This is a genomic window from Streptomyces sp. HUAS CB01, assembly GCF_030406905.1.
GTDB classification, from domain to species: Bacteria; Actinomycetota; Actinomycetes; order Streptomycetales; family Streptomycetaceae; genus Streptomyces; species Streptomyces chengbuensis.
On sequence record NZ_CP129137.1, the window covers coordinates 5,305,875 to 5,332,358 of the forward strand.

The 26,484-nt window shown below is 71.5% G+C and carries 19 protein-coding genes; 9 read left to right on the top strand and 10 right to left on the bottom strand.

Annotation, left to right across the window (positions count from 1 at the left end; all coding sequences use genetic code 11):
• The first annotated feature begins 17 nt into the window (after positions 1-17).
• Complete coding sequence (locus tag QRN89_RS23565) at positions 18-986, top strand: dihydrodipicolinate synthase family protein (protein WP_290351380.1); 969 nt, start codon at positions 18-20, stop codon at positions 984-986.
• Positions 987-1,274: 288 nt separating this feature from the next.
• Here the strand turns inward: QRN89_RS23565 and QRN89_RS23570 are convergent, their stop codons facing one another.
• From QRN89_RS23570 to QRN89_RS23580, 3 genes are read right to left on the bottom strand one after another with little or no spacing between them, the layout of a single operon-like run.
• A complete protein-coding gene (locus QRN89_RS23570) occupies positions 1,275-2,015 on the bottom strand; it encodes an amidohydrolase family protein (RefSeq protein ID WP_290351381.1) in 741 nt (246 codons plus the stop codon).
• Positions 2,015-2,791, bottom strand: coding sequence for a hypothetical protein (locus QRN89_RS23575; RefSeq protein WP_290351382.1), 777 nt, complete (start codon positions 2,789-2,791; stop codon positions 2,015-2,017). Before QRN89_RS23575 ends, QRN89_RS23570 begins: the two co-directional genes overlap by 1 nt.
• On the bottom strand, positions 2,788-3,921 hold the full coding sequence (locus tag QRN89_RS23580; protein ID WP_290351383.1) for a DegT/DnrJ/EryC1/StrS family aminotransferase: 1,134 nt from the start codon (positions 3,919-3,921) through the stop codon (positions 2,788-2,790). The genes QRN89_RS23575 and QRN89_RS23580 overlap by 4 nt, the downstream gene beginning before the upstream one ends.
• 174 nt (positions 3,922-4,095) lie before the next feature.
• On the opposite strand from QRN89_RS23580, the gene QRN89_RS23585 reads away from it, so the two are divergent.
• Entirely contained in the window at positions 4,096-5,328 is a 1,233-nt protein-coding gene (locus QRN89_RS23585) for a response regulator (RefSeq protein WP_290351384.1), read from the top strand.
• A gap of 164 nt (positions 5,329-5,492) precedes the next feature.
• A complete protein-coding gene (locus tag QRN89_RS23590) occupies positions 5,493-6,578 on the top strand; it encodes a mandelate racemase/muconate lactonizing enzyme family protein (RefSeq protein ID WP_290351385.1) in 1,086 nt (361 codons plus the stop codon).
• A 109-nt stretch (positions 6,579-6,687) separates the two neighbouring features.
• Here the strand turns inward: QRN89_RS23590 and sbnA are convergent, their stop codons facing one another.
• The 7 genes from sbnA to QRN89_RS23625 form a co-directional block, all read right to left on the bottom strand.
• Positions 6,688-7,776 (bottom strand): 2,3-diaminopropionate biosynthesis protein SbnA, encoded by a 1,089-nt coding sequence (gene sbnA, locus QRN89_RS23595; protein WP_290351387.1) that lies wholly within the window; start codon positions 7,774-7,776, stop codon positions 6,688-6,690.
• A 142-nt stretch (positions 7,777-7,918) separates the two neighbouring features.
• Entirely contained in the window at positions 7,919-9,037 is a 1,119-nt protein-coding gene (gene sbnB / locus QRN89_RS23600) for a 2,3-diaminopropionate biosynthesis protein SbnB (RefSeq protein WP_290351388.1), read from the bottom strand.
• A complete protein-coding gene (locus QRN89_RS23605) occupies positions 9,034-10,041 on the bottom strand; it encodes a TauD/TfdA family dioxygenase (RefSeq protein WP_290351389.1) in 1,008 nt (335 codons plus the stop codon). The genes sbnB and QRN89_RS23605 overlap by 4 nt, the downstream gene beginning before the upstream one ends.
• A 22-nt stretch (positions 10,042-10,063) precedes the next feature.
• Positions 10,064-13,402: a non-ribosomal peptide synthetase gene (locus tag QRN89_RS23610; RefSeq protein ID WP_290351390.1), complete on the bottom strand. Its 3,339-nt coding sequence runs from the start codon at positions 13,400-13,402 to the stop codon at positions 10,064-10,066.
• A gap of 14 nt (positions 13,403-13,416) precedes the next feature.
• On the bottom strand, positions 13,417-15,996 hold the full coding sequence (locus QRN89_RS23615; protein ID WP_290351391.1) for a Pls/PosA family non-ribosomal peptide synthetase: 2,580 nt from the start codon (positions 15,994-15,996) through the stop codon (positions 13,417-13,419).
• Between the two features lie 916 nt (positions 15,997-16,912).
• On the bottom strand, positions 16,913-17,536 hold the full coding sequence (locus QRN89_RS23620; protein ID WP_290351392.1) for a hypothetical protein: 624 nt from the start codon (positions 17,534-17,536) through the stop codon (positions 16,913-16,915).
• Positions 17,537-17,863: 327 nt separating this feature from the next.
• The gene (locus tag QRN89_RS23625) at positions 17,864-18,685 is read right to left on the bottom strand and encodes a helix-turn-helix transcriptional regulator (protein WP_290351393.1); all 822 of its coding nucleotides are present in this window, start codon (positions 18,683-18,685) and stop codon (positions 17,864-17,866) included.
• A gap of 50 nt (positions 18,686-18,735) precedes the next feature.
• Here QRN89_RS23625 and QRN89_RS23630 point away from each other — a divergent pair, with 50 nt between their 5' ends.
• The 6 genes from QRN89_RS23630 to QRN89_RS23655 all read left to right on the top strand — a co-directional run bounded on the left by QRN89_RS23630 (position 18,736) and on the right by QRN89_RS23655 (position 26,461).
• Positions 18,736-19,167: a DUF2000 domain-containing protein gene (locus QRN89_RS23630; protein ID WP_290351394.1), complete on the top strand. Its 432-nt coding sequence runs from the start codon at positions 18,736-18,738 to the stop codon at positions 19,165-19,167.
• Positions 19,168-19,186: 19 nt separating this feature from the next.
• Positions 19,187-20,191 carry a DMT family transporter gene (locus tag QRN89_RS23635; RefSeq protein WP_290351395.1) on the top strand — a complete coding sequence of 335 codons (1,005 nt, stop codon included), beginning with the start codon at positions 19,187-19,189 and terminating at the stop codon, positions 20,189-20,191.
• A 309-nt stretch (positions 20,192-20,500) separates the two neighbouring features.
• Positions 20,501-22,435: an AfsR/SARP family transcriptional regulator gene (locus QRN89_RS23640; protein ID WP_290351396.1), complete on the top strand. Its 1,935-nt coding sequence runs from the start codon at positions 20,501-20,503 to the stop codon at positions 22,433-22,435.
• Between the two features lie 101 nt (positions 22,436-22,536).
• Positions 22,537-23,817 (top strand): cation:proton antiporter, encoded by a 1,281-nt coding sequence (locus QRN89_RS23645; RefSeq protein WP_290351397.1) that lies wholly within the window; start codon positions 22,537-22,539, stop codon positions 23,815-23,817.
• 127 nt (positions 23,818-23,944) lie between these two features.
• Positions 23,945-25,735, top strand: a complete 1,791-nt coding sequence (locus QRN89_RS23650) for a 2-isopropylmalate synthase (RefSeq protein WP_290351398.1) — start codon at positions 23,945-23,947, stop codon at positions 25,733-25,735.
• Positions 25,736-25,804: 69 nt separating this feature from the next.
• Positions 25,805-26,461 carry a hypothetical protein gene (locus tag QRN89_RS23655; RefSeq protein WP_290351399.1) on the top strand — a complete coding sequence of 219 codons (657 nt, stop codon included), beginning with the start codon at positions 25,805-25,807 and terminating at the stop codon, positions 26,459-26,461.
• Positions 26,462-26,484 lie beyond the last annotated feature (23 nt).

The following is a 26,484-nucleotide window of genomic DNA, read 5'->3' on the forward strand; positions in this document are numbered from 1 at the left end:
GACGGGAGAGAACACCCATGTCTGCGACGGACCTGCTGGTGCGCCGGCTCCGCGGCACCGTGCTGCCCGCGGTCGCAACCCCCATGGACGCGCGGGGAGTCGTCGACCTCGCGGCCCTGCGCGGCTACGCCGGACGCATCGCGGCCCAGCCGGTCGGCGGAGTCGCCGTGTGGGCGCACACCGGCCGGGGGCTGTACCTCTCCGAGGAGGACCGCCGCCGGGTCCTCGGGGTGTGGCGGTCGGCGGTGGAAGGGCCGGTCGTGGCGGGCGTCGGCGTGCCGCGGTCCGTGCGCGCCGAACGGCCGCGCGACGCGGTGGCCGCCACGGTCGCCATGGCGGTACAGGCCGCCGAGGGCGGCGCGGACGCCGTCATGGTCTACCCGTCGGCCCTGCTGGCCGGTGACGAGGACGCCGCAGTCGCCCTCCACGAGGAGGCGGCCGCGGCGAGCGGGCTACCCGTGCTCGGCTTCTTCCTGCACGGCGAGGCGGGCGGATACCCCTATCCGCCGCGGCTGGTCGGCAGGCTCCTCGGACTGCCGGCCGCGGCCGGCCTCAAACTCGCCACCCTGGACCGGGCGATGGCCTGCCAGGACGCGATCAGGGCGGCGCGGCCCACCGGCAAGCTGGTCATCACCGGCGAGGACCGGATGTTCGGGCCCTCGCTGATGTGGGGCGCCGACTCGGCCCTCGTCGGCATCGCGGCCGCCCGCGTACCGCTGACGACCGCGGTGCTGGACGCCTGGCGCGCGGGTGACCACGCGGCGTTCGTCCGGGCGTCGGCGCGGCTGGACGCCTTCGCCGAGGCCACCTTCCTCGACCCGATCGAGGGCTACGTGCAGCGCATGCTGTGGGCGGCGGTCTGGGAGGGCGCCGTCCCCGAGGAGGCGGCGCACGATCCGTACGGTCCGGACCTGCCCGACGCCGAGCGCCGGGCCGTGGTCGACTGCCTGGAGCGGCTCGCGAAGGAGCCGGACGAGGCCCGCTGACGGGGCGGCGCGGGCCGCCTCCGGCGAAACGAGCCGTCCCGGTGGGTGCGGGCCCGGGAGCTCCGCGTGGCGGCCGCCGGAGCGTGGCGGTCGACGACGGGCACCGGGGTCTGCCGCGAGGCCGGGGTTCCGGCCCCGGGGAGCGGGGCCCTGTCGTGGGGCCGGTTCCGGCGGCCGGGGGAGCGGGCCTTGTCGTGGGGCCGGTTCCGGCGGCCGCGCCGGAGGGAGCGGGCCCTGCCCGGCTCCAGACGTCCGGGAGAGGGCTCTCCCGGACCTCGGGGAGAGCCGTCAGACGGGGACCTCGAGCCCGAACAGCTCCGCCGCGTTGCGCCACAGCACCCGGTCCAGTTCCGCCGGGGTGAACCCGGCGTCCCGCAGCACGCCCAGCGACCAGCAGGGGTCGATCAGCGTCGCGTCCGTGCCGAACAGCATCCGCTCCACGGGCACCCCGGCCTCGCGCGCGTACGCGACCCGCCCCGCGTCGGCGGCGGTACGGCAGTGCTCCAGGTACAGCCCCTCGCACGAAGCGGCCGCGTGCGCCGCCTCGCGCCACGCGTCCCCGCCCGCGTGGCCCATGATCACCCGAAGTCCCGGGCGCGACGCCACCATGTCGGGCAGCTGGGTGACCTCCCGCCCCCAGGTGTGCAGCAGCAGCGGTACGCCCGCCTCGGCGACCACGTCGAACGCCTCGGCCATCTCCCGCGAACCGGGCAGCCGCCCCGGATAGTGCGTGTGGATCTTCGCGCCGACGAACCGCCCGGAGTCCAGGCAGCGGCGCAGGTCCGCGGCGCTCTCCTCGATCCGGTTCGGGTTCACCACGGCGTAGCCGTACAGGCGCGGCCGGGACGCCAGTTCCTTCATCAGCGCCGCGTTCCCGGCGACCGCGTCGTACACCACCGCCTCGGACGCCGACACCAGCTGGAGGTCGATGCCGTAGCGGTCCATCAGGCGCAGGTTGTCGTCCGCGTCGCCGCAGCTGAGGTGGAACTGCCAGCGGCCCACATGGGCGTGCACGTCGATGATCGGCATCAGCTCAGCAGCTCCTCGATGTTCCTCGTGGCGATGGCCTCGCGCTCGTCGTCGGAGATGTCCGCGTACCGCAGCCGCAGCGTGAGCGGCGAGATGTCCATGAACGGGGTGCGCGAGCCGAAGACGAGATGACGCGCCCCCACCGAGTGAACGACCCGTTCGACGGAGTCGGGACCCGACAGCATCCGCGTCGTCACCCGGAACCCCGGCTCCTCGCGCGCCATCAGGAGGAAGTCCGCCAGCAGGTACGCGTGCAGGTCCAGGAAGACCACATCGGCGCCCCGGCCCATCAGGGGAGGGCCGTAGCGGCGCGGGTCACCGTCGTGGAGCAGCACCAGCCCGCGCGCCAGGGCCAGATCGACGACCCGCCGGTAGCCGGGGAAGCCGGGGTCGGTGGCCTGCTCGACGGTGAACAGACGCAGGAAGCGCACCCCCGCCGCCGCCAGCTCGTCCAGCCGGTCCTCGGCGGTCAGCGCGTCCCGGACGTCGACGGTGCCCACCGGCAGCAGCTCCGGGCAGTCCGCCAGGTCGCGCAGCGTCTCCTCGTTGCCCGCCCGGTCGTCGAAGAGCGGACCGCGCGTGGACAGGGCGAGCGCCCCGCACACGGGGGAGCGGTCCAGGCGCCGGCGCACCTCCGCGAGCGGGATGTCCCGGTGGTGCCGGGGCCACGGCCCGTACAGCACGTCCACGTCCCAGCCGATCTGCTCCCGCGGGGACGGCGTCAGCCACTCGTACGCGGCGGGCCGGTCGTGCGCCGTCGTCGTGCTCGTGCTCATCGCGCTCCCACCTCGCCCAGTGCCCGGGCGATACGGTCGACGTCGTCCTCGGTGTACGCCTCGTTCCACTGAAGCACCAGCAGCGTACGGTCGATCAGCGTCTCCGCCCGGGGACACGGGCCCGGCGGATGGCCGGACAGTGCCGGATTGGCGTACAGCGGCCGCTCCAGATAGCCCGGCAGCGCCGGCACGCCCGCGGTCCGAAGCCCCTTCGCCCAGCGGGAGTTGTCGTCCACCAGCAGCGGCATCACCCACCAGGCGTGCCCGGCCCGCCGCGTGGGGAGACGGACCTCGGCGGCCGGCCCGAGCCCCGCCACGGCCGCCGCGAACCGGGCGGCCCGCTCCCGCCGTACCCGTACGACCTCGGCGACCCGGGTGAGCTGGGCCCGGGCGACCGCCGCGGCGAGCTCCGTCATCCGGTAGTTCAGACCCATCGTGCGGTGGATGCGGCCCTCCGTGCGGTCCCAGCCCTTGTCCATGAACAGCCGCATCCTGCGGGCCAGTTCCGGGTCGTCCGTGATGCTCAGGCCGCCGTCGCCGGCCGTGATGTGCTTGTACTGCTGGAGGCTGAAGCAGGCGATGTCGCCGACGGTGCCGAGCAGCCTGCCGTCCTCGTCCTCGCCCAGCCACGCCTGCGCGCAGTCCTCGATCAGCAGCACCCCGTGCCGGTCGCAGATCTCCCGCAGCCGGACCACGTCGGCGGCACCGCCGAAGAGGTGGACCGCGACGACGGCGCGGGTGCGGGGCGTGATCGCCGCCTCGACCGCGGCCGGATCGAGATTGCCGTCGTCCGCCCGTACGTCCGCGAACACGACCGTGGCGCCCTGGGCGAGCACCGGCGCGACCGTGCCGAAGTCCGAGATCGGGGTGGTGACGACCTCGTCCCCGGGACCCACCCCGGCAGCGGCGACCGCGAGGTGGAGCGCGGCCGTGCCGGAACTGGACGAGACGGCCTCGGCACGCCCGTACAGCGCCGCCATCTCGGCCTCCAGCGCCCGGGTCTCCCCGCCGAACGCCCCGCACAGGACCGCCGAGTCGAGGACCCGCAGCACCGCTGCGCGCTCCTCCTCGCCGAAGGTCCTGCCGCGCGGTTCGAGAACTGTGGGCAGTGGCATTTCCCGTTGCGGCATCGGGGGATTATCCTCTCGGCAGCACACGATTATGGCCTGGGCCGAAACTAGGACTCCCGTGGTCGGTCGTCAATCACGCGCGAACCGCCCGCGACACGCGTCCCCGGCCCGCCGGTAGCGTGCGTCCTCCCCCCCAGGTCGTCGTCGCGACCCCAGCAGAACGGAGACCGGGCCATGCCGCTCACGGTCGGCGTGATAGGCCCCGAGGACCTGGTCCGCAAGGTGGTCGCGGTCGGCGGCCAGGCGGGCCCGGGCCGGCTGCTGCCGCTCCCGTACCGCCACGAGGCCGAGACGACGGACGTCGTCACCGGAGCCGGCTCCACCGCGGACGCCCTGCTGTTCACCGGAGTCGTCCCGCACAGTCTCGCCGCGGCGGCGGGCGTCCTCGACCGCCCGGCGATGTACGTGCCCTACAGCGGCGCCACCCTGCTGCGGGCCCTCGTCGAACTGCTCCGCCTCGGCCACGACGTGTCCCGTGTCTCCATCGACACCCTCCGCCGCGACGAGGTGCTGGAGACGCTCACCGAGGCGAAGCTCCCCACCGAGCACATACAGGTCCTGCCCTACCGGCCCGGCCTCACCTCCCAGGACCTCGTCGACTTCCACCTCGACGCGCGCGACACGCGGAAGTCGAGGGTCGCGATCACCTGCCTCGGCTCGGCGTTCCACGTCCTGGAGCACCGGACCCACGCCGTACGGCTCGCCCCCTCGCGTCACTCCATCCTCGCGACCCTCCAGGCCCTCGCCCTCGCCACGGCGGGGCAGCACAGCGGTGACGCCCAGGTCGCCCTCGGCGTCATCGACCTGCCCGGCGCGGACGACCGGCTGGCCGACGACGTAAGGATCCTCGGCGGCAGCCTCGCCGCACTGCCCGACGGCCGGCGGCTCGTCGTCACCACCCGGGGCGTGCTCGAGAAGGCCACCGACCGGTTCACCCGCATCCCCTTCCTCGACGTCCTCGCCGCCCGGCACGGCACCGCCCACGTCGGCTTCGGCCTCGGGCGCACCGCCGCCGAGGCCGAGGCCCTCGCGCGCCGCGCGGTGAACCGGGCCCGGTCCGTCGGCGCCGCCGCGGGCGTCGTGTCGATGACCGACGACGTCGACATCGTCATCGACGGCGCCGTCGGGGACACCGAGGGCGAGACCGCCCCTGCCGGCGGAGCCGCGCTGCTGGCGCGGCGCACCGGCATCAGCCCGCAGACCCTCGACCGGCTGCGTGAACTCGCCTCCGGCGACCGGGGGGAGGGGCTGACGGCGCACGCCGTCGCCGAGCACCTGTCCGTGCAGCAGCGCACGGCGCGCCGGATACTCAAGCGGCTGGAGCGCGCGGGTGTCGCCGTCCCGACCGGCATCCGCCAGGAGGGTCAGACCGGCCGGCCGCCCATCGTGTACCGCGTGCGGCTGTAGCCCGGCGCGCTGCGGGCGGGGGTGGCGCTTCCGCAGGGGCGGCGCCGTCCGGGGCGGCGGACCGGGCGCGGCCGCGCCCTCCGCCGCCGCCCGTTTGCGTACGACCGTCGCGAGGGAAGTTACGGTCCGGACCGAAACGACGCCTGCGAAGGAGCTGAGCCGGCTTGAAGATCGCCTCGTTCCACACCCGAGTGGTCCGCGCCCCCTACCGCCGCCCGTTCGCCATCAGCAGCGGAACCAGCCCCGAACTCGTCAGTCTGCTCGTCGAGGTACGCACGACCGACGGGGCGTCCGGCTTCGGCGAGGCCTCACCGATGACCGCGTACACGGGAGAGACCCTGGCCGGCCTGCGCGCCGCCCTCACCGAGCACGCCGCGCCCGCCCTCATCGGCCGCGACCCGCGCGATCTGGCCGGGGCGCACGCGGCCATGGACGCCGCCATCCGCGGCCAGCACCTGGCCAAGGCCGCGCTCGACCTCGCCCTCCACGACCTGGCCGCCCGCGCCGCCGACTGGCCCGCGCACTTCCTCCTCGGCGGGGCCGTCACCCATCGCGTGCCCACCACCTGGGTCGTCGGACTCGGCAGCATCGCGGAGAGCGTCGAGGAGGCCGCGCGGTACGCCGAGTACGGCTTCCCCCACATCAAGCTCAAGGGCGGTGAGGACCCCGAGCGGGACGTCGAACTCGTCGCCGCCGTAAGGAAGTCCGTCCCCGACTCCGTGTCGCTCTCCCTCGACGCCAACGAGGGCTACGCACCCGGCAGCGCGCTCCGCACGGTCGCGCGCCTCGCCGACGCCGGGCTCGACCTGGTCGAACAGCCCCTGCCCCGCTGGGACCTGGCGGGGCTCGCCGCGCTGCGCGCCCAGGGCGGCGCACGGGTGATGGCCGACGAGTCGCTCCAGTCGCTCCACGACGCGCTGGAGATCGTGCGCCGTGGCGCCGCCGATGTGCTCAACATCAAGATCCTGAAGGTCGGCGGCCTCCACCGGGCCCGTCAGATCGCCGCCGTCGCCGAGGCGGCCGGTCTGGCCGTGAAGATCGGCTCCATGCCGGAGCTCGGCGTCGCGACCCTGGCGGCCGCCCATCTCTCCGCGGCCCTCCCGCACGCCACGGTCCCGCCCGACCTGGTCGGCCCCCTGCTCGTCGAGCAGGAGCCGCTCGCCCCGGAGACCTTCGCGGCGACGAGCGGCACGGGCCACGTCCAGCTCCCGGACCTGCCCGGGCTGGGGCACCGCCTGGCGCCCCTGTGAGCGAGGCCGGGCCGGTACGCCGCCGGCGGACCGGCCCCGCACATCGGCCCGGCCCGCCCGGCCGTCACCCCGTCCCCAGGTCTCGGACGCTCCCACGTCCTGCGCGTCCTCACCCGCCGCTGCGGCGCCGGTGGCGTCTGCGGGCCGCGCGGTCGCCCGTCCGCAGGTGCGGACGCCGGCCGCCCGGCGACGGTGCCGGCGGGGGAGCGGTGGGCAGGATCCAGGACTCGGCGTTCGCCGGCTCGGGTTCGAGGATGTCGTCACCGTAGAGTCCGTGCAGCCAGTTGGTCTGGTACACGGTGTCGAGGTAGCGCTCGCCCAGGTCGGGCGCGATGGCCACCGCCGTGCGCCCGTCGCCGCCGTGCTCCGCGAGCCAGCCCATCGCACCGCTGACGACCGTGCCGGTGGAGCCACCGAACAGGAAGCCGCGGCGGGCCAGCCGGTGGCAGGCCCGGATGGTGTCCCGTTCCTCGACGCGGATCACCTCGTCCACGAAGGACTCGTCGAGCAGCGGAGGACGGATGCTCATCCCCAGCCCGGGGATCATCCTGCGCCCCGCCTCACCGCCGAAGGAGACGGAGCCGACGCTGTCCACCGCGACGATCCGCACCGGCCGGTGCCACTCGCGGAAGAAGCGGGCACAGCCCATCAGCGTGCCGGTGGTCCCGGCGCCGATGAACAGTGTGTCCAGTTCGGGGAACTGGCGTGCGATCTCCGGCGCCGTCCTGCGGTAGTGCGCCTTCCAGTTGCCGGGATTCGTGTACTGGCTGAGCCACACGTACCGGCTGTCGGAGGCGCACAGCGCACGGAGGTAGTCGATCCGAGCGCCCAGGAAACTGCCGTGGGCCTCCTGGCCGGCGATGACGTGCACCTGGCTGCCCAGGGCCTCCATCATCAGCCGGGTCGTCAGATTGCAGCGGGAGTCGGTGACGCACAGGAACTTGTAGCCCTTACTCGCCGCGATCATGCTCAGCGCCACACCCAGGTTGCCCGAGGAGGACTCTACGAGGATCGAATCCGGCGTCAGGACTCCGTCCCGCTCGGCGCCCTCCACCATCTCGATCGCGGCCTTGAGCTTGATCGAGCCGGCGAAGTTGAAGCCCTCGCACTTCAGGAAGAGCGAGCGCCCGAATATCGACTCGAGGTCGATGTAGAGATCGTCTTCGTTGAAGTCTTGGGGAACGGATATGACAGGCACGATGGCCTCCTCGTCTGCAGTGGACCCGTGGGGCCCCTGCGTCAGCGGCCGTGGTGTGGTCCGTGGTGCTACGGAGACTTGACCCTTGTTCTCTCCTGGGGACCAGTCCTGCAATGAGCCTCCTCACTGGCTTCCGGGCAGCTCAGCCGTACCGGTGCAGTTCGTGGAAGAAGCCGTCGACGACGTGCAGCCCGCCGGAGCGCGCCACCTCGTCGTAGACCCATGCGCCGACCGCGAGGTCCAGCACCCCGAGACCGAACGGCGAGAAGACCACCGGCCGGTCCGCCGGGACCGTCAACCGGCCGGCGATCACGTCGTCGAGCGTGCCGTCCAGGAAGGCACGGCCGCCCGTCCGCTGCTCCGCCAGGTGCGCAGAGGTGTCCGCCGTGAGGCAGTGCTCGACGTCGTCCACCACATTGGCCGAGGCGAGCAGGATCTCCGGGGCGAGATCGCGCAGGGAGACGTGCAGCACCAGCGGGTTGTGCGCGAACCACGCCGGGTCCGTGACGTGCGGCTTCGCGGCGACGGTCGCGAAGACCAGCAGGTCGCTGAAGCGGATCAGCTCCTCGGGGTCCTCGTGCACGCTGATCCGGCCCGCCGTGCCCGACTGCTCCAGGTAGCAGCGGAACCCGGCCGCGCTCTCCGGCGCCACGTCGTGCACCCCGATCTCGTCGAACGACCAGCCGGTGCCCGCGAGAAAGGTGTGGATGTAGCGGGCGATCAGACCGGTGCCGAAGAACCCGACCCGCGTCGGGCGCCCGGCCGACCGGCCCCGGCTGAGCCGGTCCGCCGCCAGCGCCGCCGAGGCCGCCGTCCGGGTCGCGCTGATGATGGAGCTCTCCAGGCAGGCGAAGGGGTAGCCGGTGTCGTGGTCGTTGAGGATCAGCACCGCGGAGGCGCGGGGGAATCCGGACTCCACGTTCGCCGGGAAGCTGGAGATCCACTTGATGCCGTCCACCCCGGACTGCCCGCCGAGCGACGCCGGCAGCGCGATGATCCGCGACGCCGGACGGTCGGGGAAGCGCAGGAAGTACGAGGCCGGACTGACCGTACGTCCCTCGCCGTGCAGCCGGTACGTGGCCTCGACGAGCTCGACGATCCGCTTCTCGTGGCCCTGCAGCGCACGCTGCACCTGCACACCCGGGATCACCGCGAACGACGGCGCGGTCCCGGGGCTGCTGTCCCGGTCGCCCGGGCTGTGCGGGCGGGGCTTCACGGATTCCACGGCGGACTCCGTCCCGCTGTTTCGGACGGTGGTCATGGCTCCCTCACCTCGACGGTCGGCGAGCAGTCGGCCAGGGACACCGGATCGGCCAGTCCGACGAGGATCTCGCGGGGGCCGTCGTAGGGCTCGCGGCTGTGTGCGGTGCGGATGTTGTCGACGAGCATCAGGTCGCCGGGCTGCCAGGGTTCGCGGGCCGTGTGGGCCTCGTAGACCTCGTTGAGGGTCCGTACGACGTCCTCGCCGACCGGGTCGCCGTTGCCGTAGCGGGTGTTGAACGGCAGGCCGTCCTCGCCGTAGACGTCGATCAGGTATTCGCGGACCTCGGGGGCGAGGGTCCATTCGTTGAGGAACGCGATCTGGTTGAACCAGCAGCGCGCTCCGGTCACGGGGTGGCGCACGACCGCGCTGCGGCGCTGGCGGGTGCGCAGTCCGCCGTCGCTCTGCCAGGCGACGTCGATGGCGTTGGCGCGGCAGTACTCCTCGACGGCGGCCCGGTCGCCGGTGCCGAAGGCGTCGGCCCAGGAGGCGCCGATCTCGTCGTTGTAGCTGCGGGTGAGCAGCCAGCCCTCGCGTTCGAACCGCTCCGTCATCGCCGAGGGCAGCGCCTCCAGCACGGCCGTCGCGTCCGCGACTCCCGTGACCCCGCCGGAGGCCGGCGCGGTCAGGCACGCGAACATCATCGTGCCGGGGGACGTCAGGGTGTAGCTGAGTTCATGGTGCATGCACATCGGCTGGTTCGGCGGCCATGCGGTGGAGGAGTACACACCGTCCCGGTACGACTCCCGCGCGGCGAACGCCTCCCGCTCGGTCATCAGCGCGCCGCCCGCCAGCTGCTGGAACACCGCGCCGACCTGGTCCGCCTCACGCAGCCCCAGACCGCGCACCAGCACCGAGCCGCGCTCGGCGACGAGCGAGCGCAGCGCCTCCCGCTGCCCGGCCGCCCAGCTCGCCGCGTCCCCGGGGGACTCGACGCGCAGGACCGGGGGCCTGCCCGGCTGCGACTCCACGTCGAGCAGTGACGCGTGGGATGAGGACGACATCTCTTTTCCTTTCGGTCGCGGCTCAGGAAGGAGCCGGCAGGACAGCGGCGCGCAGCACGGCTCGTGCCGCCTCGGCCGGACGGGTGCGGAGGAAGTAGTGGCCGCCGTCGGCGAGCTCGTACAGATCGACGTGTTCGGCCAGCAGCCGCCAGTCGCGCTGCCGCCCGGGGGAAGCCGTGACGGGGTCGTCGGCGGCCACGACGACGGTGACCGGGGCGGACAGCCTCACCGCGGGCGGGGCCTCCAGGAGGCCGGCGAGGTACTGGTGGGCGGCCACGCAGTCGTGACGGTAGGCGGCGCCGATGTGCTCGGCGCGCTGGGCGTCCAGCTCACCGAGTTCGGTGTAGCCGAGCGCGGCGGCGATCTCGGCGTTGCTCCTGCGTGTGAGCTCCTCGACGCCGTTCCGCCGTTCCGTGGCCCCGCCGAGCAGCTGCGCGGCGAGGAACACCCGCTCGACCTCGACACCGCGCTCCTCGAGCCGCCGTGCCGTCTCCACGGCGGGAGCGGTGCCGGAGGAGTGGCCCCAGAGCAGCACCCGGGACGGGCCCAGACCGATGATCTCGTCCACGACCCGGTCGACGACCTGCTCCAGCGGGGCGAAGGGTTCGCGGGCGGCCGCCACGTCGTGGCCGGGCAGCTCGACGGCGTACACGGCCGGTCCGCCGGCGGTGTCCAGGGCCCGGGCCAGCGGCTGGAAGTTCACCGCGTTGCCTCCCGCGTACGGGAAGCAGATCAGGGCGCCGGCACGTGCGTCCCTCGGTTCCGACAGACGCTCGAGCAGGCCGTCGTCCGCGGTGCGGCGAGCGCCCTGTCCGGTGCCCGGGCCGTTCGGCGCGGGTTGGTTGTCGGTGGTGTTCCTGGTGTCGAGGAGTGCGGCGAGGTCGGTCAGGACGGGGTGGCGGGTGACGTCCTTGAGGGTGACGGCCCGGTCGAGGGCGATGGCGAGTTTCACCGCGGACAGCGACGTGCCGCCGCGGTCGAAGAAGTGGTCGCCCCGCCCGATCCGGTCCTCGGGGACACCGAGCACCGTCGACCAGGCCGCCGCCAGCCGCCGTTCCGCCGCGGTCACCGGCGCCCCACCACCACCGCTGCCGGTGTCCCCGGTGGAGGTGTCCAGGGTGGCGGCGAGCGCGGTCAGGGCCTTCTTGTCGACCTTCCCGTTCGCGGTCAGCGGCAGCTCCGGCCGCCAGTGGAACACCGACGGCACCATGTACGACGGCAGCGTCGCCCCCAGCCCCGCGGCCAACTGCCCCGCCTCCAACGGCCCCGCGGCCGTGTAGAACGCCACCAACTGCGTCCCCGCCCCACCCGCCACCGCGACCACCGCACCGTCCCGCACCCCCACCTGACGCAGCAGCGTGTTCTCGATCTCCCCGATCTCGATCCGGAACCCGCGGATCTTCACCTGCGTGTCCCGCCGCCCCAGGAACTCCAGCTTCCCCGACACATCCCAGCGCCCACGGTCCCCGCTGCGATACAACCGCTCACCCGGCCGCAACGGATCCGCCACGAACGCGGCAGCCGTCCGCTCCGGATCATTGACATACCCACGCCCCACACACACCCCGGAGAACACGATCTCCCCCGGCGCGCCCAACGGCACCGGCCGCAACCCCTCGTCCACCACGTACACATGCACATTCGCCACCGGCCGGCCCAGCAGCACCCGCTCCGGCACCGACGTCATCACCTCGTGATTGGTGTCGTCACACGTCTCGGTCAGCCCGTAGGCGTTCACCAGCCGGATCCCCGGCTGCACGGCGAACCACCGCTCCACCAGCTCCCGCTTCAACGCCTCACCCGTCACCGACACACACCGCAACCCGCCCAGCGACCGCGGCGCGTGCTCCAACGCCGCCACCACCGCCTCCAGGTACGACGGCACCACCTGCAGCACATTCACCCCGGCACCCGTGACCGTGTCCAGGAACCGCGGAACATCCAGCACCGCGTCCTGCTCCACCACCACCGTCCGCCCACCCACCAGCAGGCCCGCCACCAACTGCCACAACGAGATGTCGAAACACTGCGGCGCGACCTGCGCCACCACACCACCCTCACCGATCCCCAGATCCTCGATCTTCGCGAACAGGTGATTGACCAGCCCCGCGTGCTCGCACATCGCCCCCTTCGGCTCACCCGTGGAACCCGAGGTGAAGTAGATGTACGCCAACTGCCCCGCACCCACCGGCACGTCCAGATCGTCCGCGGCATGCCCCTCGCCGTACGCCACCTCCACCAGCAGCCGCTCCACCCCGCCCACCGACACCAGCGCCTCATCGAGCGTGCCCGTACTGCCGGACTCCGTCAGCACCAGCCGGCACCCCGCCCGCGCCAGCGTCGCCGCGATCCGCCCCGCCGGGAAACCCGGCTCGACCGGCAGATACACCCCACCCGCCTTGAACACCGCCAGCACCGACGCCAGCCAGTCGGCACTGCGCTCCAGCACCACCCCCACCACACCCTCCCCCGCCACACCACGCGCCCGCAGCGCCCGCGCCAGCCGGTTCGCCCGCCCGTTCAACTCCCCGTACGTCCACTCCCGCCCCGCGTCCACCACCGCCACCGCATCCGGATGCGCCCGCACCCGCTCCTCGAACAACTCGTGCACCCGCAACCCCGGCAACTCCCGCCGCCGCCCCGCCAGACCCTCGACCTGAAACGCCACCTCCTCTGCGGACAGCAGGCTCGCGTCACCGCACACGGCGTCCGGATCCCCGGCGATCTGTTCGAGCGCGGCCAGGTGGTAGCCCGCGATCCGGCCCGCCGCCTCCCCGTCCAGCACATCGGTGCGATACCGCAGCCGCAGCACCACAGCCCCGTCCGCACCCTCCGCGCCGTTGACGACCGAAAGCCGCAGCACCGTCCCACCGACGACGTCCCCGTCGCCCCCGTGGGGATCGAACTCCACCTCGTACAGCTGCTCGGCGGCGCCCAGTTCGCGTGCCAGCCGCTCGACCGGGAAGTCACCGTGCTCCAGCAGCGCCCCGACGGCACGGTGGGCGTCGAGCACCAACGACCGCCACGTACGCACGCCGTCGGCGGCCAGCCGGCAGGGCAGCGGCCGGGCGCCCGGGGCGGGAACGCAGCCGGTGACGGCCTCGTCCTCACCCGACAGCACCGCGAGGACGCGGGCGTGGGCCGCGAGCACCACCGCGCCCGGCGGCACGCCCGACTCCTCGGACAGACGCCGCAGTGCCTTCGCCGACGCGTCGGCGACGGTGACCTCGTACGTCCCGGTCCCGGTGCCGGGCGCCGGTTCGGCCGCCACCCAGCGGGGCACCGGGGTGAAGCCGCCCGCCGCCAGCACCTGGTGCCAGAACTCCCGGGCGGAGTCCGTGCGCGCCATCTGCGTCTCCATCGGCACGTCCCTCCTCACCCTCGCCCGGGCTCCGCGAGCTGCCCCTGGGGGCTGCCGTTCAGCGCCACGGGCCGATAGGCGGCCCCACGCGCCTCGGCGGCCGGGTTGCCGACCCACCGGGCGTGCGCGGGCATCTCCTCGCCCTTCATCAGGAAGGCGTCGGCGGCGAGCTGCGCGTGGTCGCCCATCGTCACGCCGTAGTGGACGTGGGAGTTGACGCCGAGGGTGCAGCCGGTGCCGAGGACGCTGTGGTCGGACTTGAACGTGCCGTCCTCCTGCGAGTGGCACTGGACCTTGCTCGCCTGGTTGAGCGTGCAGAAGTCGCCGATCGTGGTCAGCGTCCGCTCCGTGAAGCCGGCGCCGTCGTCGAACACCCGCTTGCCCATGCGCACGCCCAGCATCCGCCAGAGCAGCGTCTTGTACGGCGTGCCGCTGAACAGGTTGAGGTAGTGCTCGGGGACCTTCCAGAGGCGCTCGTGCCACCAGAAGTACGGGTCGTAGATGGAGCACAACTTCGGTTCCAGCGGGCGGAAGCGGGTGATGAGGCGCTCCGACAGGGTGAAGTAGCACGCGGTGAACGCCAGGGTGATCGCGAGGTACAGGGCGATCATCAGCTGGCCGAACACGCCGAACATGTCCAGCGTCGCCAGGCCGAACGCCGTCAGCACGAACGCGTGCACCCAGCGCACGAACAGCCAGAAGGCCATGGTGCGGAGGTTGTACCGGTTCTTCGCCGCGAGGCTGCGATGGAACTCCTCGCCGGTCCGCAGATGGTCGAACCTGGTGTCGCGCTCGACGGTGCGCGGGATCTCGAAGCACGGTGCCCCCAGCAGGCCCACGTCCTCGCGCGCCTCACCGTCGAGCGGGATCATCACCTTCGTCGCGAGCAGGGTGTTCGCCCCGGTCCTGCCCCCGGACGGGTAGGCGATGTTGTTGCCGAGGAAGCTGTTCGGACCGATCACGGCCCGGGAGACGCGAAACGAGGTCCCCGAGAAGTCCGCGTTCATCACGGACAGCCCGTCGGCGACCATCGTCCCGCTTCCCACCGTGGTGAGGTACGGGGACTCGTGCTGCACGTGCGTACCGAAGTTGGACCCGGTCTGCTCCACCTTGGACAGGTCGTACCCGAGGCAGCGCAGGTAGTGGACGATGTACGAGCTGTCCCCGAAGAGCCAGCCGTAGAACTTGACGTTCGTCATCCGCGCGATGAGCCGGTGCAGCGAGTACTGCAGGCCGTACAGCGGATAGACCTTGTCCGGCTTGATCGTCAGGCTGAGCAGTCGCGGCACGGTGAACAGCCAGACCAGGCCCAGGACGAGAAAGCCGAAGAAGAGGACGACCGACAGGATCAGGGCGTCGATGTACAGGGACGCCGAGGTGATGTGCGTCGCGCCGGGGCCGAGTACCCGGTTCAGCGCCGGGATCTCCGTGACCAGCATGTACGCGCCACCGACGAGCAGCGGGACGTACAGCACGAACAGCTGGAGCACGCTGCCCAGTCCGAAGAGCATCCGGCGCATCGTGCTGCAACGCGCCGCCGGCACCCGTACGTAGTCGACGTCGGTGCGCTCGGCCGGGGAACCGTGCCAGTGCTCGCCGTCCGGGATCGACTCACCGCTCTGCAGCGCCGAGGTGTGGCCCAGTTGGGACCGGTCGCCCATCGAGGTGTCGATGTCGAGGACGGTCTTCTCACCGACGAACGCGTCCCGGCCGATGGTGACGCGGCCCGTCTGGATGCGTCCGGCGTGCGCGCGGTACCCGATGAAGTAGGACTCCTTGCGGATGACCGTGCCGGCGCCGATCGTGATCAGGTCGGTGCACACCGGTACGGTCCGGGAAAGGATGGTGACGCCCTTTCCGATACGGGCACCGAGGGCCCGCAGATAGAGCACGTACAGCGGATTCCCGACGTAGAACCTCATCGGGTTCGCGTTGACCAGCACCTTCACGGTCCAGAACCGCAGATAGGCCAGTCCCCAGACGGGGAACTCCTGTGGCTTCCAGCGGCCGACCAGAATCCATTTGGCGGCGATGGGGAAGAGGCAGAGCGCAATCATCGCGGCGCTTCCGAAGACCAGGGACCGCAGATATATGTGCAGCACGCCCGAGCCCTTGGAAACCCACTCGTAGCCACGGGTGGTGACGGTGCCGAGAGCAAAGCAGTAGGCAAGGAAAATCAGGGTCTGCGCTGCTCCGCACAGGACGTAGGTCCCTCTGCTGACGGGCGTCGCGCTCTCGGCCGGTTCGGATGCCTGCGACGTCTCGGCCGCGGGCGCCTCGTCCACCAGCGCCGTCACCAGGCTGCGGATCGTCGGGTACTGGTAGATGTCCTTCATCGACACCGACGGAAGGTCGTCGCGCTTCCTGACCCGGGCGCAGAACTGTGCCATGACCAGCGAGTTGGCACAGAGGTCTTCGAAGAAATGGCTGTCCACCGATATCTGCTCGGCCTTCACCAGGCCGGCCAGCACCTCGGCGAAGTCCCTCTCGGCACCTGCCGTCCCCGTTCCCGTTGCCGGATCTCGGTACCGGCGCTCGGTGAGCGCCGATTCATCCGGCTCGGGCGTCAGGACCTCGACAGACTTTTCCACCATGGGAGCTCCTTGAGGAAATGCCGGTCGCCATCGTCCCGTGCGGCCGGCACTCGTTGTCCTCACGCTCCAGCGATGGCCGGAGCGAGCAATCCGGAAGTCACGCGGTCGTGAGCTCTTCTCCGGTCACAATCACGATCACCAGTCTCCGCCGTACATCGACGGGTTGCCACTTGGACTACATCCCACCGGACCGCTCCCCGACGTGACGGCAACGCTGATGAATCCCGGCCACCGAACCGCCCGATGACCAGCAGTCCGGCCACCGCATCAAAGCTGTTGTCATCGTCAGAACGAGGCGACGGCCCCCGGCGCCGACCGCCGGTCGCGGCCGCTTCCGGAGGCGCCTTGAATCGCACCCGTCAGGTATTCGGCACGGGCGGCCGGGCGGATGGGAAATTCATCAATCAAATGTCTCAAAGTGCCGGGCGGAGATCGGCCGGACGGGTGAGAGAGGCGCACGGGGGGCGTGCGCGGGGCGTACGGAGGGCGGGGGAGGGGCTGCGGGGACGGAGCGGGAACACCGGGAACGGGGCGCTGGTCCGAACGGGCGAACCACGCGCGTGGACCCCGGTTGGACCGGGACCTGTGGTGCGTGGACCGGGGCGTGGCGCGGGTTGGCCCCGGGACGGGGCGCGCATGGACCGGGACGTGGTCCGGGTCGGCCCCGACGTCGACTCGTGGCAATCGGCTGCGACGGCCGAGGAGAGAAGACCCGGACGGCCGTCGCACGGATGGCGCACCTCGGCCGTACCTCGGCCCCGACGGGCCGCCGGTCGAGGGCGGCCCGCTCTCCGGGGGCGTGACCACGGGGGAGGTGGAGGGAAAAGAGAAGAGAGGAGGAGGGCGGAAGCCGGGCAGGGGAGTCGGACGGGCAGACGGCGACGGGCGACAGGGCCGCGGTACGGCCCCGGAGCGCCTACGGGATCCGAATACTGTCGACGATCTCCTGGTGCGTCTTCTCCAGCGCCTTCTCGTTCGCCTTCGGACCGAGGGCCACGGTCTGGACGAGGAACGTGCCGCCGTCGATGAGACGGGTGGATCCGGTGATCTGCTTCCCCCCGTCCGACGCGATCCGGGCGTCGAGCGTGGGCCGGCCGTCGACGGTGGTCTCCTTGACGCCCGTACTGACGAAGGAGGCGCCGGTCTCCTTCTTCGCCGCCTCCACGAAGGACTGGAGCTCGGCCGGGAGCCGCATGTCGTAGGCGTCCGGCACTTCCGTGACGGCGAAGACGGCGAGGCCCTCCTCGGTCTCCACCAGGTACCCGCGGGTGATCACTTCCTGGCCGAGTACGCGTTCGGTGCGCTTCTCGACGGTGGCCTTGCCGGGCAGGTCCACGGTGACCCCCGTCGGGGCGTCGGTGGTCTTCACCCACCCCGCACGCAGCTCGGCCTGGATGGCCTGGACCGCGCCGGTACGTGGTGTGACGGGGGCGGCACTCGCGGTGGTGGTGGCCACCGCGCCTCCGGTCACGGCGGCGGCGGCGACGGTGAGGACGAGGAGGCGTTTGGTCCGGGTCAGGGTCCGGGTCACATGGGACATGGGAATCACTTCCGTCAAAGAGGAGCGGCACGAGGGATCTGTCGAGAACGACCCGGGGCATTCGGCGAACCACGTACCGACGAGCCGCGCGGTCCATCCGTCCGGTGTGGCCCGCATCTCCATTACGCCGGGACGGCCGACGGACGTCATGCCCCTGGATCGCGTGACAGGGAAATTCGGGGCTTGACAACGGCTCCGGGGTCAGGGAGGAGCCGCGCGTGCAGCGCCGGCGCCGCTCACCTGCGGGGACGCACCCCGACCACCCGGCAGAGACGCGGCCCGCCCGACCGCCCGTCCCTGCCCGCCTGCCGGGCTGCGACGGGGACGTCACAACGGCCGCAGGGCCGCCTTGGTGTCGCCGCTGCGGGCGTACAGACCGGGGCTGATGCCCAGCATCCGCTTGAAGTGCCGGTTGAAGTGGGACTGGTCGTAGAAGCCGGACGCGGCGGCCACGAGGCGCGGGGTCATCCCGCCGAGCAGCAGACGCCTGGCGAGGTCCACACGGCGACCGGTGAGGTACTGGTGCGGCCCCATGCCGAACTCACGGCTGAACACCCGTACGAGATGGGCCGGATGGACGTGCAGGGTCTCGGAGGCGTCCTGAAGGCTGACGCCCTCCACGAACCTCTCGTCGAGCAACTCGCGCAACCGGTGGGCGATCCCGGCGTCACGCACCTCGGCCCGGTCCTCGACCCGCTTGAGCAGATGGTCCCGGAGCCGCTCCGACACCAGCGTCAGCCGGCTCTCCGCCTCCAGCTCGTCGCCCGCGTGCTCGAGACTCAGGTGCAGTTGGTGGATGCGCCGGCGCAGCAGCGGGTCGTCCAGGACCGGGCTGTCCACGGCCAGTCCGGCGAGGCCGTCCTCGATCTGGGAGGAGTCGAGATACACGACCCTCTTCTGGAATCCGTCCGGTGTGACCGAGCGTCCATTATGTGGGACGTGCGGGGGCAGCAGGGTGACCGTCCGGTCGAGGGCGCCGTGCTCGTGCCGCTCCAGGTCGTACCGGACCATGCCGTCGTCCACGATCAGCAGCGTCCACGTCTCATGGGTGTGCATGGGGTAGACGTGGTCGGTTATGCGGGCATGGTAGACCTCGTCGATTCCCGCCAGCGGCGGACGCCAGGCCCGGATCTGCGGACGCTCAACCATGCAAAGATCGTACAAGACTTCGCGCCGGTCACCGGGGTTGAATCGACCTCATGGAAACCGTCAACGAACCCGTTCGTTTCGAGACAAAGATCGCTGTGGTCTTGCGCGATGATCTTCAGGTGTGGCAGCGCCTCAACATGACCGCGTTTCTGGTCAGCGGCATCGGCCAAAAGGTGCCGGAGGTAATCGGCGAGCCCTATGCGGACGCCGACGACACCGAGTACCTTCCCATGTTCCGGCAGCCGGTGCTCGTATTCGAGGCCGGCAAGGAGCAGCTCACGACGTGCCATCAGCGTGCCGTCAGCCGGGGCGTCCCCCTGTCCGTCTTCACCACGGACCTCTTCACCACCAACAACGACCGGGACAACCGCGCCGCCGTGCGCGCCGTGCACCGTGACCTGCTTGACCTGGTGGGTCTCGCGGTCTACGGGCCGCGCAACGCGGTGGACAAGATCCTCAAGGGCGCTCGCATGCACCCGTGAACGACCCTGGGGACGTGTCGTGCAGAACGAAATGAAATCGCGGAACGAAGCGGCGAACGCCTACCTCTACCTGCTGGCGACCATGGCGTTCTTCGGGAGTGCCTTCGCCAGTTCCAAGGCGGTCGTCGGTCATATGCCGCACCAGGTGGCGGCAGTTCTCAGATTCGGCGGCGGAGCGCTGATCCTGGTGCTTCTGCTCGTGCTTGTCGGTCGGAAGTCGAAGGGCGCCCGGCTCACCGCGGGTCAGGTGGTGCGGGCGGCTGCTGTAGGGCTGCTCGGGGTTTTCGCCTACAATCTCTTCTTCTTCTGGGGACTCTCTCTCGCCCCTTCTATCGACGGGAGCATTATTGTTCCGGTGCTGAGCCCGGTGATCACCACGGGAATTCTCGTCGTCCTCGGCAGGGAAAAGGCTTCGGCTGCCCGGATCGGCGGACTCGCCCTCGGGGTCGCGGGAGCCGCGCTGTTCTTCGTCGGCGCGGGGGGTGTCGGTGCCGGCGCGGACGGATCGCGTCTCACCGGGGATCTCATCTATCTTCTCGGGGCGCTCTCCTGGGCCCTGTACAGCATCGCGTCGAAAAAGGTGCTGGTCGGTACGGACCCACTCCGGGCGACCACGTTCGGCACCGTTGCCGGGGCGCTCGCCCTGCTCGTTCCGGCCATCCCGGCGATGCCCGAGGTGGACTGGACGGCGCTGTCCGGCAGCACCTGGGCGAACATCGCCTACCTCGCCGTCGGTCCGACCGCCGTGGCGTACCTCTTCTACTACCGGGGGCTGCGCGTCGTCAGCCCTTCGACCGCCACCGTGATCATGTTCACGGTCCCCGTCTTCGGCGTGACCTGCGCCGTAGTCTTCCTGGGTGAGTCCTTCACCGGGCTCCAGGCCGCGGGCGCGGTCGTCATGCTGGCCGGGGCGCTGCTGGCGGTGACCCAGGGCCGACTCCGCCAGAAGCCGCCCGCCACCACGTCCGGACACACCGCCGCCGACCCGGCGGAGCCCGTACGCACAGGACCAACCGGCCGCTGAGCTCCGACCAGGAGCATTTTCCGGCCACTTGGGCAACCCATGCCCGAAGTTCCGCATCGCCACAGGGGGATGGTGATGCACGTCTTCGCGGCTTCCGCTCGTGGTCCTACCCCGGCCCGGGCGGGAGCCGTACTTCTCACCCCCCGCCGTCACGCAGCGCCGCGTGCGACGGCAATCACGCACATCCGTTCAGAATGCGAGATCGGGGTCTCAACTTCAATGCATGGAGTCGAGTTCAGAGTGCTGGGGCCGCTGGAGCTCAAGGTGAGCGGACGCCCGGTACCTCTTCGGGGAATGAAACATCGGACCGTGCTCGGTTCTCTCCTGGCGTCGGAGAACCGGTACACCTCCGTCGGCCGGCTGGTCGACGCGGTATGGGGAACTGCTCCGCCCAGCACCGCGGGCAAACAGATACGCAACGCGGTGTCCGACTTGCGCAATATCCTTGCTTCCAGCGGTGCGGCCATCACTCCCGTCGCCGACGGATACCGCCTGGACATCGGCACCGCCCGGCTGGACCTTCTCCAGTTTCACGAACACCTTGCCGCCGCCCGCGCCCATCTGGACGGGCAGCGGCCGGCGGAGGCCATTGCCGAGTTCCGTGCCGCACTGGCGTTGTGGACCGGGCCCATGCTTTCCGGGATCGAAAGCGGTGTGCTCCGGGCCCGGGCGGCCGGCGTGAACGAGACACGGCTCTCCGCGGTCGAGGAATGCGCGGACCTCGAACTCGCACAAGGCCGTCACAAGAGCCTGACCAGCGAACTCGCCCACTGGGTCGCCGAGTACCCGCTGCGCGAGCGGCTGGTCGCCCAGTACATGCTCGCCCTGCACCGCTCCGGCTCACGGGCCCGCGCGTTCGCCCTCTACGAACAGACCCGACGACGGCTGGCCGACCAGCTCGGCCTGAGCCCCGGTCCCGAACTCGTCGAGGTCCACCGGTTGATGCTCCGGGAGGACGCCGGAACCGCCGCGCCTGCCCGGATCACCGTCCCCGCCGACCCCGGACGGCCCGCTGCCGCTCCCTCACCGCAGCGCCCGGCCGCTCCGCCGGCTCCCGCACCCGCAGGTACGCGTGAGCCGGACAGCCTTCCCCCGGACATCGCCCACTTCGTCGGCCGCGCAGACGAGTTGGGGACCCTGCTCGGCGAGGCGGACGGTGCCGGCACACAACGGGTCCTCGCCATCGACGGTATGCCCGGCGTGGGCAAGACCGCCCTCGCCGTTCATCTGGCCCACCGCATGGCCGCCCGCTTTCCGGACGGACGCCACTTCGTCGATCTGCGCGGGCACGGCCCCGGGCCGCTCGACCACCACACCGCGCTGCGCCGGCTGCTGCTGCTCGCCGGCGTCGCCGAGGCCGACCTGCCCCGCCGGCCGGAGGAACTCGCCGCGCTGTGGCGCACGCGCTCGGCCGGCCTCCGCCTCCTGCTCGTGCTGGACAACGCCGCATGCGCGGAGCAGATCCGCCCTCTGTTACCCGCCGGCGACGGCTGCCTCACCCTGGTCACCAGCCGTCGCCGGCTCACCATGACCACCTGGTCCGCGACGCGCGTGCTGTCCCTGGACACCATGCCCCGCGCGGACGGATACCTGCTCTTCTGCCGGGTGCTGGGCCAACGGCACCCCAAGCCGGACCCCAGCTCCGTCGACGGCATCCTGGCGCTGTGCGGTGATCTGCCGCTCGCCATCTCCGCGGCCGCTGCCCGGCTGCGGCGCCGACCGTCCTGGCCCCTGACGCACCTGGTGGGACGTCTCGCGGACCCGAGGCTGAGACTGGCCGAACTCCAGACCGAACATGGCGGCGTCGGCGCCTCCTTCGACGCCTCGTACCGGCATCTGAACGCCGGCCAGCAGAGGTTGCTGCGGATACTCGCCACGACCGACGCCGAAGGGTGCGACGTCGTGGACGCATCGGTCCTGGCCGGTCTGCCGCCGTACGCCGCCGAGCGCCTGATGGAAGAACTGGTGGACGAGCACCTGCTGTTCCAGCCGGAGCCGGGTCGCTATCGCATGCACACACTGGTGAGGACCTACTGCGCCGGGCTGAGTGCAACCGCCCGTGCGTCCGGCGCGGCACCCCGAATGGCGTCCGCCCCTGCCCGCCGGACCGCGACCGCGACGGCCCCGGCACCCGACACCTCCGCGACGCGCGGGCCCGGCACGCCCACTCCCGCCGGGCCGGCTGCAGCGTGCCCCGCCGGAGTACCGGCCGCCGGATGCCCCGCCGGGCCGCTGGCCGCCTGACCACCTCTCCGCTCCCCCGCACAGCGCTTCGCACCGGAGCGGCACGCCCCGCGTCCCGGACGCCCGCTTCCGCCTGACCACGTTCCTCTTGGAGTTTCCGCATGACCGGTAACACCGTGGCCGACTTCTTTCTGGCCGTGTCCCTCGCCCTCGGCGCAGCCCGCCTCTTCGGCGCGCTCGCCCGCCGCCTCGGCCAGCCCGCCGTCGTCGGGGAGATCTGCGCGGGTCTGCTCGCCAGCCCCATGGTCATCACGGCGGCAGGTGCCGAAGCGGTGCTGCCGACCGAGGTGAAGCCGCTTCTCGGTGCCCTCGCCAACATCGGGCTGGCCACCTTCATGTTCATCATCGGCTACGAGATCGACGGCGGTTTCCTCCGCGACCGCCGGGGCGCCACCCTGGGAGTGGCAGCCGGATCCGTCCTCGTGCCGCTGGTCGCCGGCTTCGCCCTGGCCCTCCCCCTCGCCGCCACCTACGCCCCCGGCAACCACACCGCGTTCGTCCTCTTCGTCGGCGTGGCCATGTCGGTGACCGCCTTCCCGGTGCTCGCCCGCATCCTCGCCGACCGAGGTCTCAGCAGGCACCCGGTCGGCAGTCTCACCCTGGCCGCGGCGGCGGTCGGCGACCTGCTCGCCTGGATATGCCTCGCCGGCGTCGTCGCCTACGCGGGAGCGGCGGGCCAGTGGCGGATGGCCCTGGTGCCGGTCTACCTGGTGCTCATGGTGACCGTCGTACGACCCCTTCTCAGCACTGCCGTACGCCGCGCCAGGGACCGCGATCTGCCCGCAGAGCGGCTGGTACCCCTGCTCGTCGTCGGCGTGACGCTCTCCTGCGCCGCCACCGAGTGGCTCGGGATCCACTTCATCTTCGGGGCCTTCGCCTTCGGGGCGGTCATGCCGCGCAACGCCCTCGGTGCCCTGCGGTCGACGGTCATCGGACAGATGGAGCAGATCGGCCACGTTCTGCTGCCGCTGTACTTCGTGGTGGCCGGCACCAAGGTGGACCTGTCGGCCTTCACCGTCGCCGGAGTGCTCACCCTGCTCGCCGTCATCGGCGTGGCCGTTCTCTCCAAGGCCGGCGGGGCCTACGCCGGAGCCCGGCTGGCCGGGCTGCCCCACTCCGCGGCCCTGCCCACCGCCGTCCTGATGAACACCCGCGGCCTGACCGAGGTCGTCATCGTGGCCGTGGCGCTGGAGATGGGCCTGATCGACCAGAGTTTCTATTCGATGATGGTGGTGATGGCGGTCGTCACCACCGCCATGACCGGACCATTGCTGAGGCTTTTCGGTGCAATGCCGAGCGGGGCGACGGTTCGGGAGACCGGTGGTGAACTCCCCGTGAACCCTTCGGTGATTCTGGCGGAATCCTCCCCCAAAGCCGGCTGAGGCCCCCGCGAGGACCGGCCGGGGATGCATCGAGGACGCACCTTCATAGATTCCTCACATCACCGGCCGAGCCCTGCGGAACTCACCGCCGGCTGCACCGTACCGCAGTATTCAAGGGAGGCAAGGAATGACCGAGGCGCCGCCGTCGCCCCTCACGGTTTCGGGACTCAGGACTCCTCTCGGACCACGTCGCCCCGACCAGCCGTGGTGGAACACCCAGCGTGGCTCCGCGATGCCGTTCCGGCGGTACGCGCGCTCCGAACCGCGTCTTCCGGCGGGGCTTCCCGACCGCACCTGGCCGTCGAAGTCGCTGGTCAAGGCCCCGATCTGGGCGTCCGTCGACCTCCGGGACGGAAACCAGGCGCTCAGCAGCCCGATGGACATCGAGCGCAAGGGCCGGATGTTCGACCTGCTGGTCCGCATGGGATTCAAGGACATCGAGGTGGGCTATCCGTCCGCCAGTGACGCGGACTTCTCGTTCCTGCGCGCACTGATCGAAGAGGACAGAATTCCCGACGACGTGACGATTTCCGTCTTCACGCCGGCCCGCCCGGAATTGATCGACCGGACCTTCCAGGCCATCGAGGGCGCGGACCGCGCCATGGTGCACCTGTGCAATGCGACGGCCTGTCTGTGGCGCGAGGTCGTATTCGGGATGACGGCCGACGAGGTGCAGGGAATGGCGCTGCGGTCGGCCGAGCAGATAGCCCGACGGGCGGAGGCCGCCAAGGGGACCCGGCTGCGTTTCGAGTACTCGCCGGAGACCTTCAACGTGACCGAACCGGAATACGTACTGCAGGTGTCCAACGCGATCACCTCCCTGTGGGAGGCGAGCCCGGACCGACCGGTCACCCTCAATCTGCCGACCACGGTCGAGACCGACTCGCCGAACGTCTTCGCCGACCAGGTCGAGTGGATGCACCGGCATCTCGACCACCGGGAGTCCGTGATCCTCTCCGTGCACCCGCACAACGACCGCGGCACCGCCGTCGCCTCCGCCGAACTGGCGGTCATGGCCGGTGCCGACCGCATCGAGGGCACCCTCTTCGGCAACGGGGAGCGCACCGGAAACGTGTGCCTGGCCACTCTCGCACTCAACCTCTTCAGCCAGGGCGTGGACCCCCAGCTGGACTTCTCCGACATCGACGAGATCCGCTCCACGGTGGAGTACGCCAACCAACTGCCCGTCGGCCCGCGCCACCCGTACGGAGGCGACCTCGTCTACACCGCCTTCTCCGGCACCCACCAGGACGCCATCGCCAAGGGCCTCGACGCCGTCGAGCGGCAGGCCCGCGAGGCGGGCACCAGTACCACCGAAGTGCCGTGGGACGTCCCGTACCTGCCCATCGACCCCAAGGACGTCGGCCGGACCTACGAATCGGTGGTCCGGGTCAACAGCCAGTCCGGCAAGAGCGGTGTCGCGCACGTCCTCAAGAGCGCGTACGGGCTCGACCTTCCCCGCGGTATGCGGGTCGAGCTGGCGAAGCGGGTCCAGCAGGTCGCCGACGGCGACGGCACCGAACTCACCTCCCGCGAACTGCGCGCCATATTCGACCGGATGTACCTGGAGAGCGAGCGGCCCGCGCTGCTCCTCAAGGAGTTCCGGACGACGGCGGGGGAGGGCGGCACCGTCGTGGACGCGCTGGTCGTCGACCGCGACGGCCGCGAGAGCCGGCTGACCGGTACGGGCCCGGACGCGGCGGCCGCGTACGCCGACGCCCTGGCCGGCCACGGCACACGTGCCGAACTCACGGCGCTGACCGGCCACTCCGTCAGCGACAGCCTCGGCACCCGGTACGCCGCGTACGCGCAACTGACCGTGAGCGGAGCGACGTGGTACGGCGCGGCCCTGGACACCGACGAGGAGCGCGCGCGGCTGGGCGCCGTCACCTCCGCCGTCAATCGCGCCGCCGCCTGACCCGCCGGCAGCCGCAGGCAGGGGCGCGACGGACGTCCGCGCCCCGGCCCCGCACCCTGGAGCCGAGAGATGGACTTCACCTTCACCGAGGCCAGAAGAGACCCCGACCGTGACTGCTTCGTCTACACGGCGCACAGCGACCTCGACCGCATGGGCATCGAGAGCCTGCGCCGCCGGGCGGACCCGGACGCCCTCGGGCGTCCCCTCGCGGGCCCTGACGAGCCCGACCCGTTCGCACCGCACACCACCCACATGCTGGTGATGGTGGAGGGCGAACTGGTGGCCGGTGCGGAGCTGGTCGCGTACTCCCCGCTGGGGCTTCCCCTCGTCGAGTGGCCCCGGCTCGGCGGCCTGCTGCGTCGATGCAGCCGACTGGTACAGGTCCGCCGGGCAGTGGTCCTGCCCGAGTTCGCGGACCGGCCGCTGCCGGAGCTGCCGTACGGCGCGCTGGGCGGGCTCCTCAAGGGCTGCCTCCAGTGGGCCGTCTCGAACGACGTGAGCGACGTCGTCCTGGAGGTGTCCGACGCCAGGGCGGAGAAGCGGCTCGGTGAACTCGGCTGCGTCCTCGTGGAGGGCTCCCGGCCGGACGCGGCGGTGGCCACGCACCGACTCGCCGTCAGCGAGGTCGTCGCCCGCGGCTTCCGTTCCGGCAGCCCCTTCTACGGCTATCTGCTCGCCTACGACGAGAGCGTCCTGGTCGGCGGGCTCACCTCGGCCCCCGCGTGACGGCCCGGCGCGCGCCGCTGCCC

Coding starts and splice junctions, on each gene's coding strand:
- QRN89_RS23575 (WP_290351382.1), bottom strand. CDS start 2,791: ATGAGCACGAGCACGACGACGGCGCACGACCGGCCCGCCGCGTACGAG.
- QRN89_RS23580 (WP_290351383.1), bottom strand. CDS start 3,921: ATGCCGCAACGGGAAATGCCACTGCCCACAGTTCTCGAACCGCGCGGC.
- QRN89_RS23615 (WP_290351391.1), bottom strand. CDS start 15,996: ATGGTGGAAAAGTCTGTCGAGGTCCTGACGCCCGAGCCGGATGAATCG.
- QRN89_RS23620 (WP_290351392.1), bottom strand. CDS start 17,536: ATGTCCCATGTGACCCGGACCCTGACCCGGACCAAACGCCTCCTCGTC.
- QRN89_RS23625 (WP_290351393.1), bottom strand. CDS start 18,685: ATGGTTGAGCGTCCGCAGATCCGGGCCTGGCGTCCGCCGCTGGCGGGA.
- QRN89_RS23655 (WP_290351399.1), top strand. CDS start 25,805: ATGGACTTCACCTTCACCGAGGCCAGAAGAGACCCCGACCGTGACTGC.
- QRN89_RS23565 (WP_290351380.1), top strand. CDS start 18: ATGTCTGCGACGGACCTGCTGGTGCGCCGGCTCCGCGGCACCGTGCTG.
- QRN89_RS23570 (WP_290351381.1), bottom strand. CDS start 2,015: ATGCCGATCATCGACGTGCACGCCCATGTGGGCCGCTGGCAGTTCCAC.
- sbnB (WP_290351388.1), bottom strand. CDS start 9,037: ATGACCACCGTCCGAAACAGCGGGACGGAGTCCGCCGTGGAATCCGTG.
- QRN89_RS23650 (WP_290351398.1), top strand. CDS start 23,945: ATGACCGAGGCGCCGCCGTCGCCCCTCACGGTTTCGGGACTCAGGACT.
- QRN89_RS23605 (WP_290351389.1), bottom strand. CDS start 10,041: ATGTCGTCCTCATCCCACGCGTCACTGCTCGACGTGGAGTCGCAGCCG.
- QRN89_RS23610 (WP_290351390.1), bottom strand. CDS start 13,402: ATGGAGACGCAGATGGCGCGCACGGACTCCGCCCGGGAGTTCTGGCAC.
- QRN89_RS23645 (WP_290351397.1), top strand. CDS start 22,537: ATGACCGGTAACACCGTGGCCGACTTCTTTCTGGCCGTGTCCCTCGCC.
- QRN89_RS23630 (WP_290351394.1), top strand. CDS start 18,736: ATGGAAACCGTCAACGAACCCGTTCGTTTCGAGACAAAGATCGCTGTG.
- QRN89_RS23585 (WP_290351384.1), top strand. CDS start 4,096: ATGCCGCTCACGGTCGGCGTGATAGGCCCCGAGGACCTGGTCCGCAAG.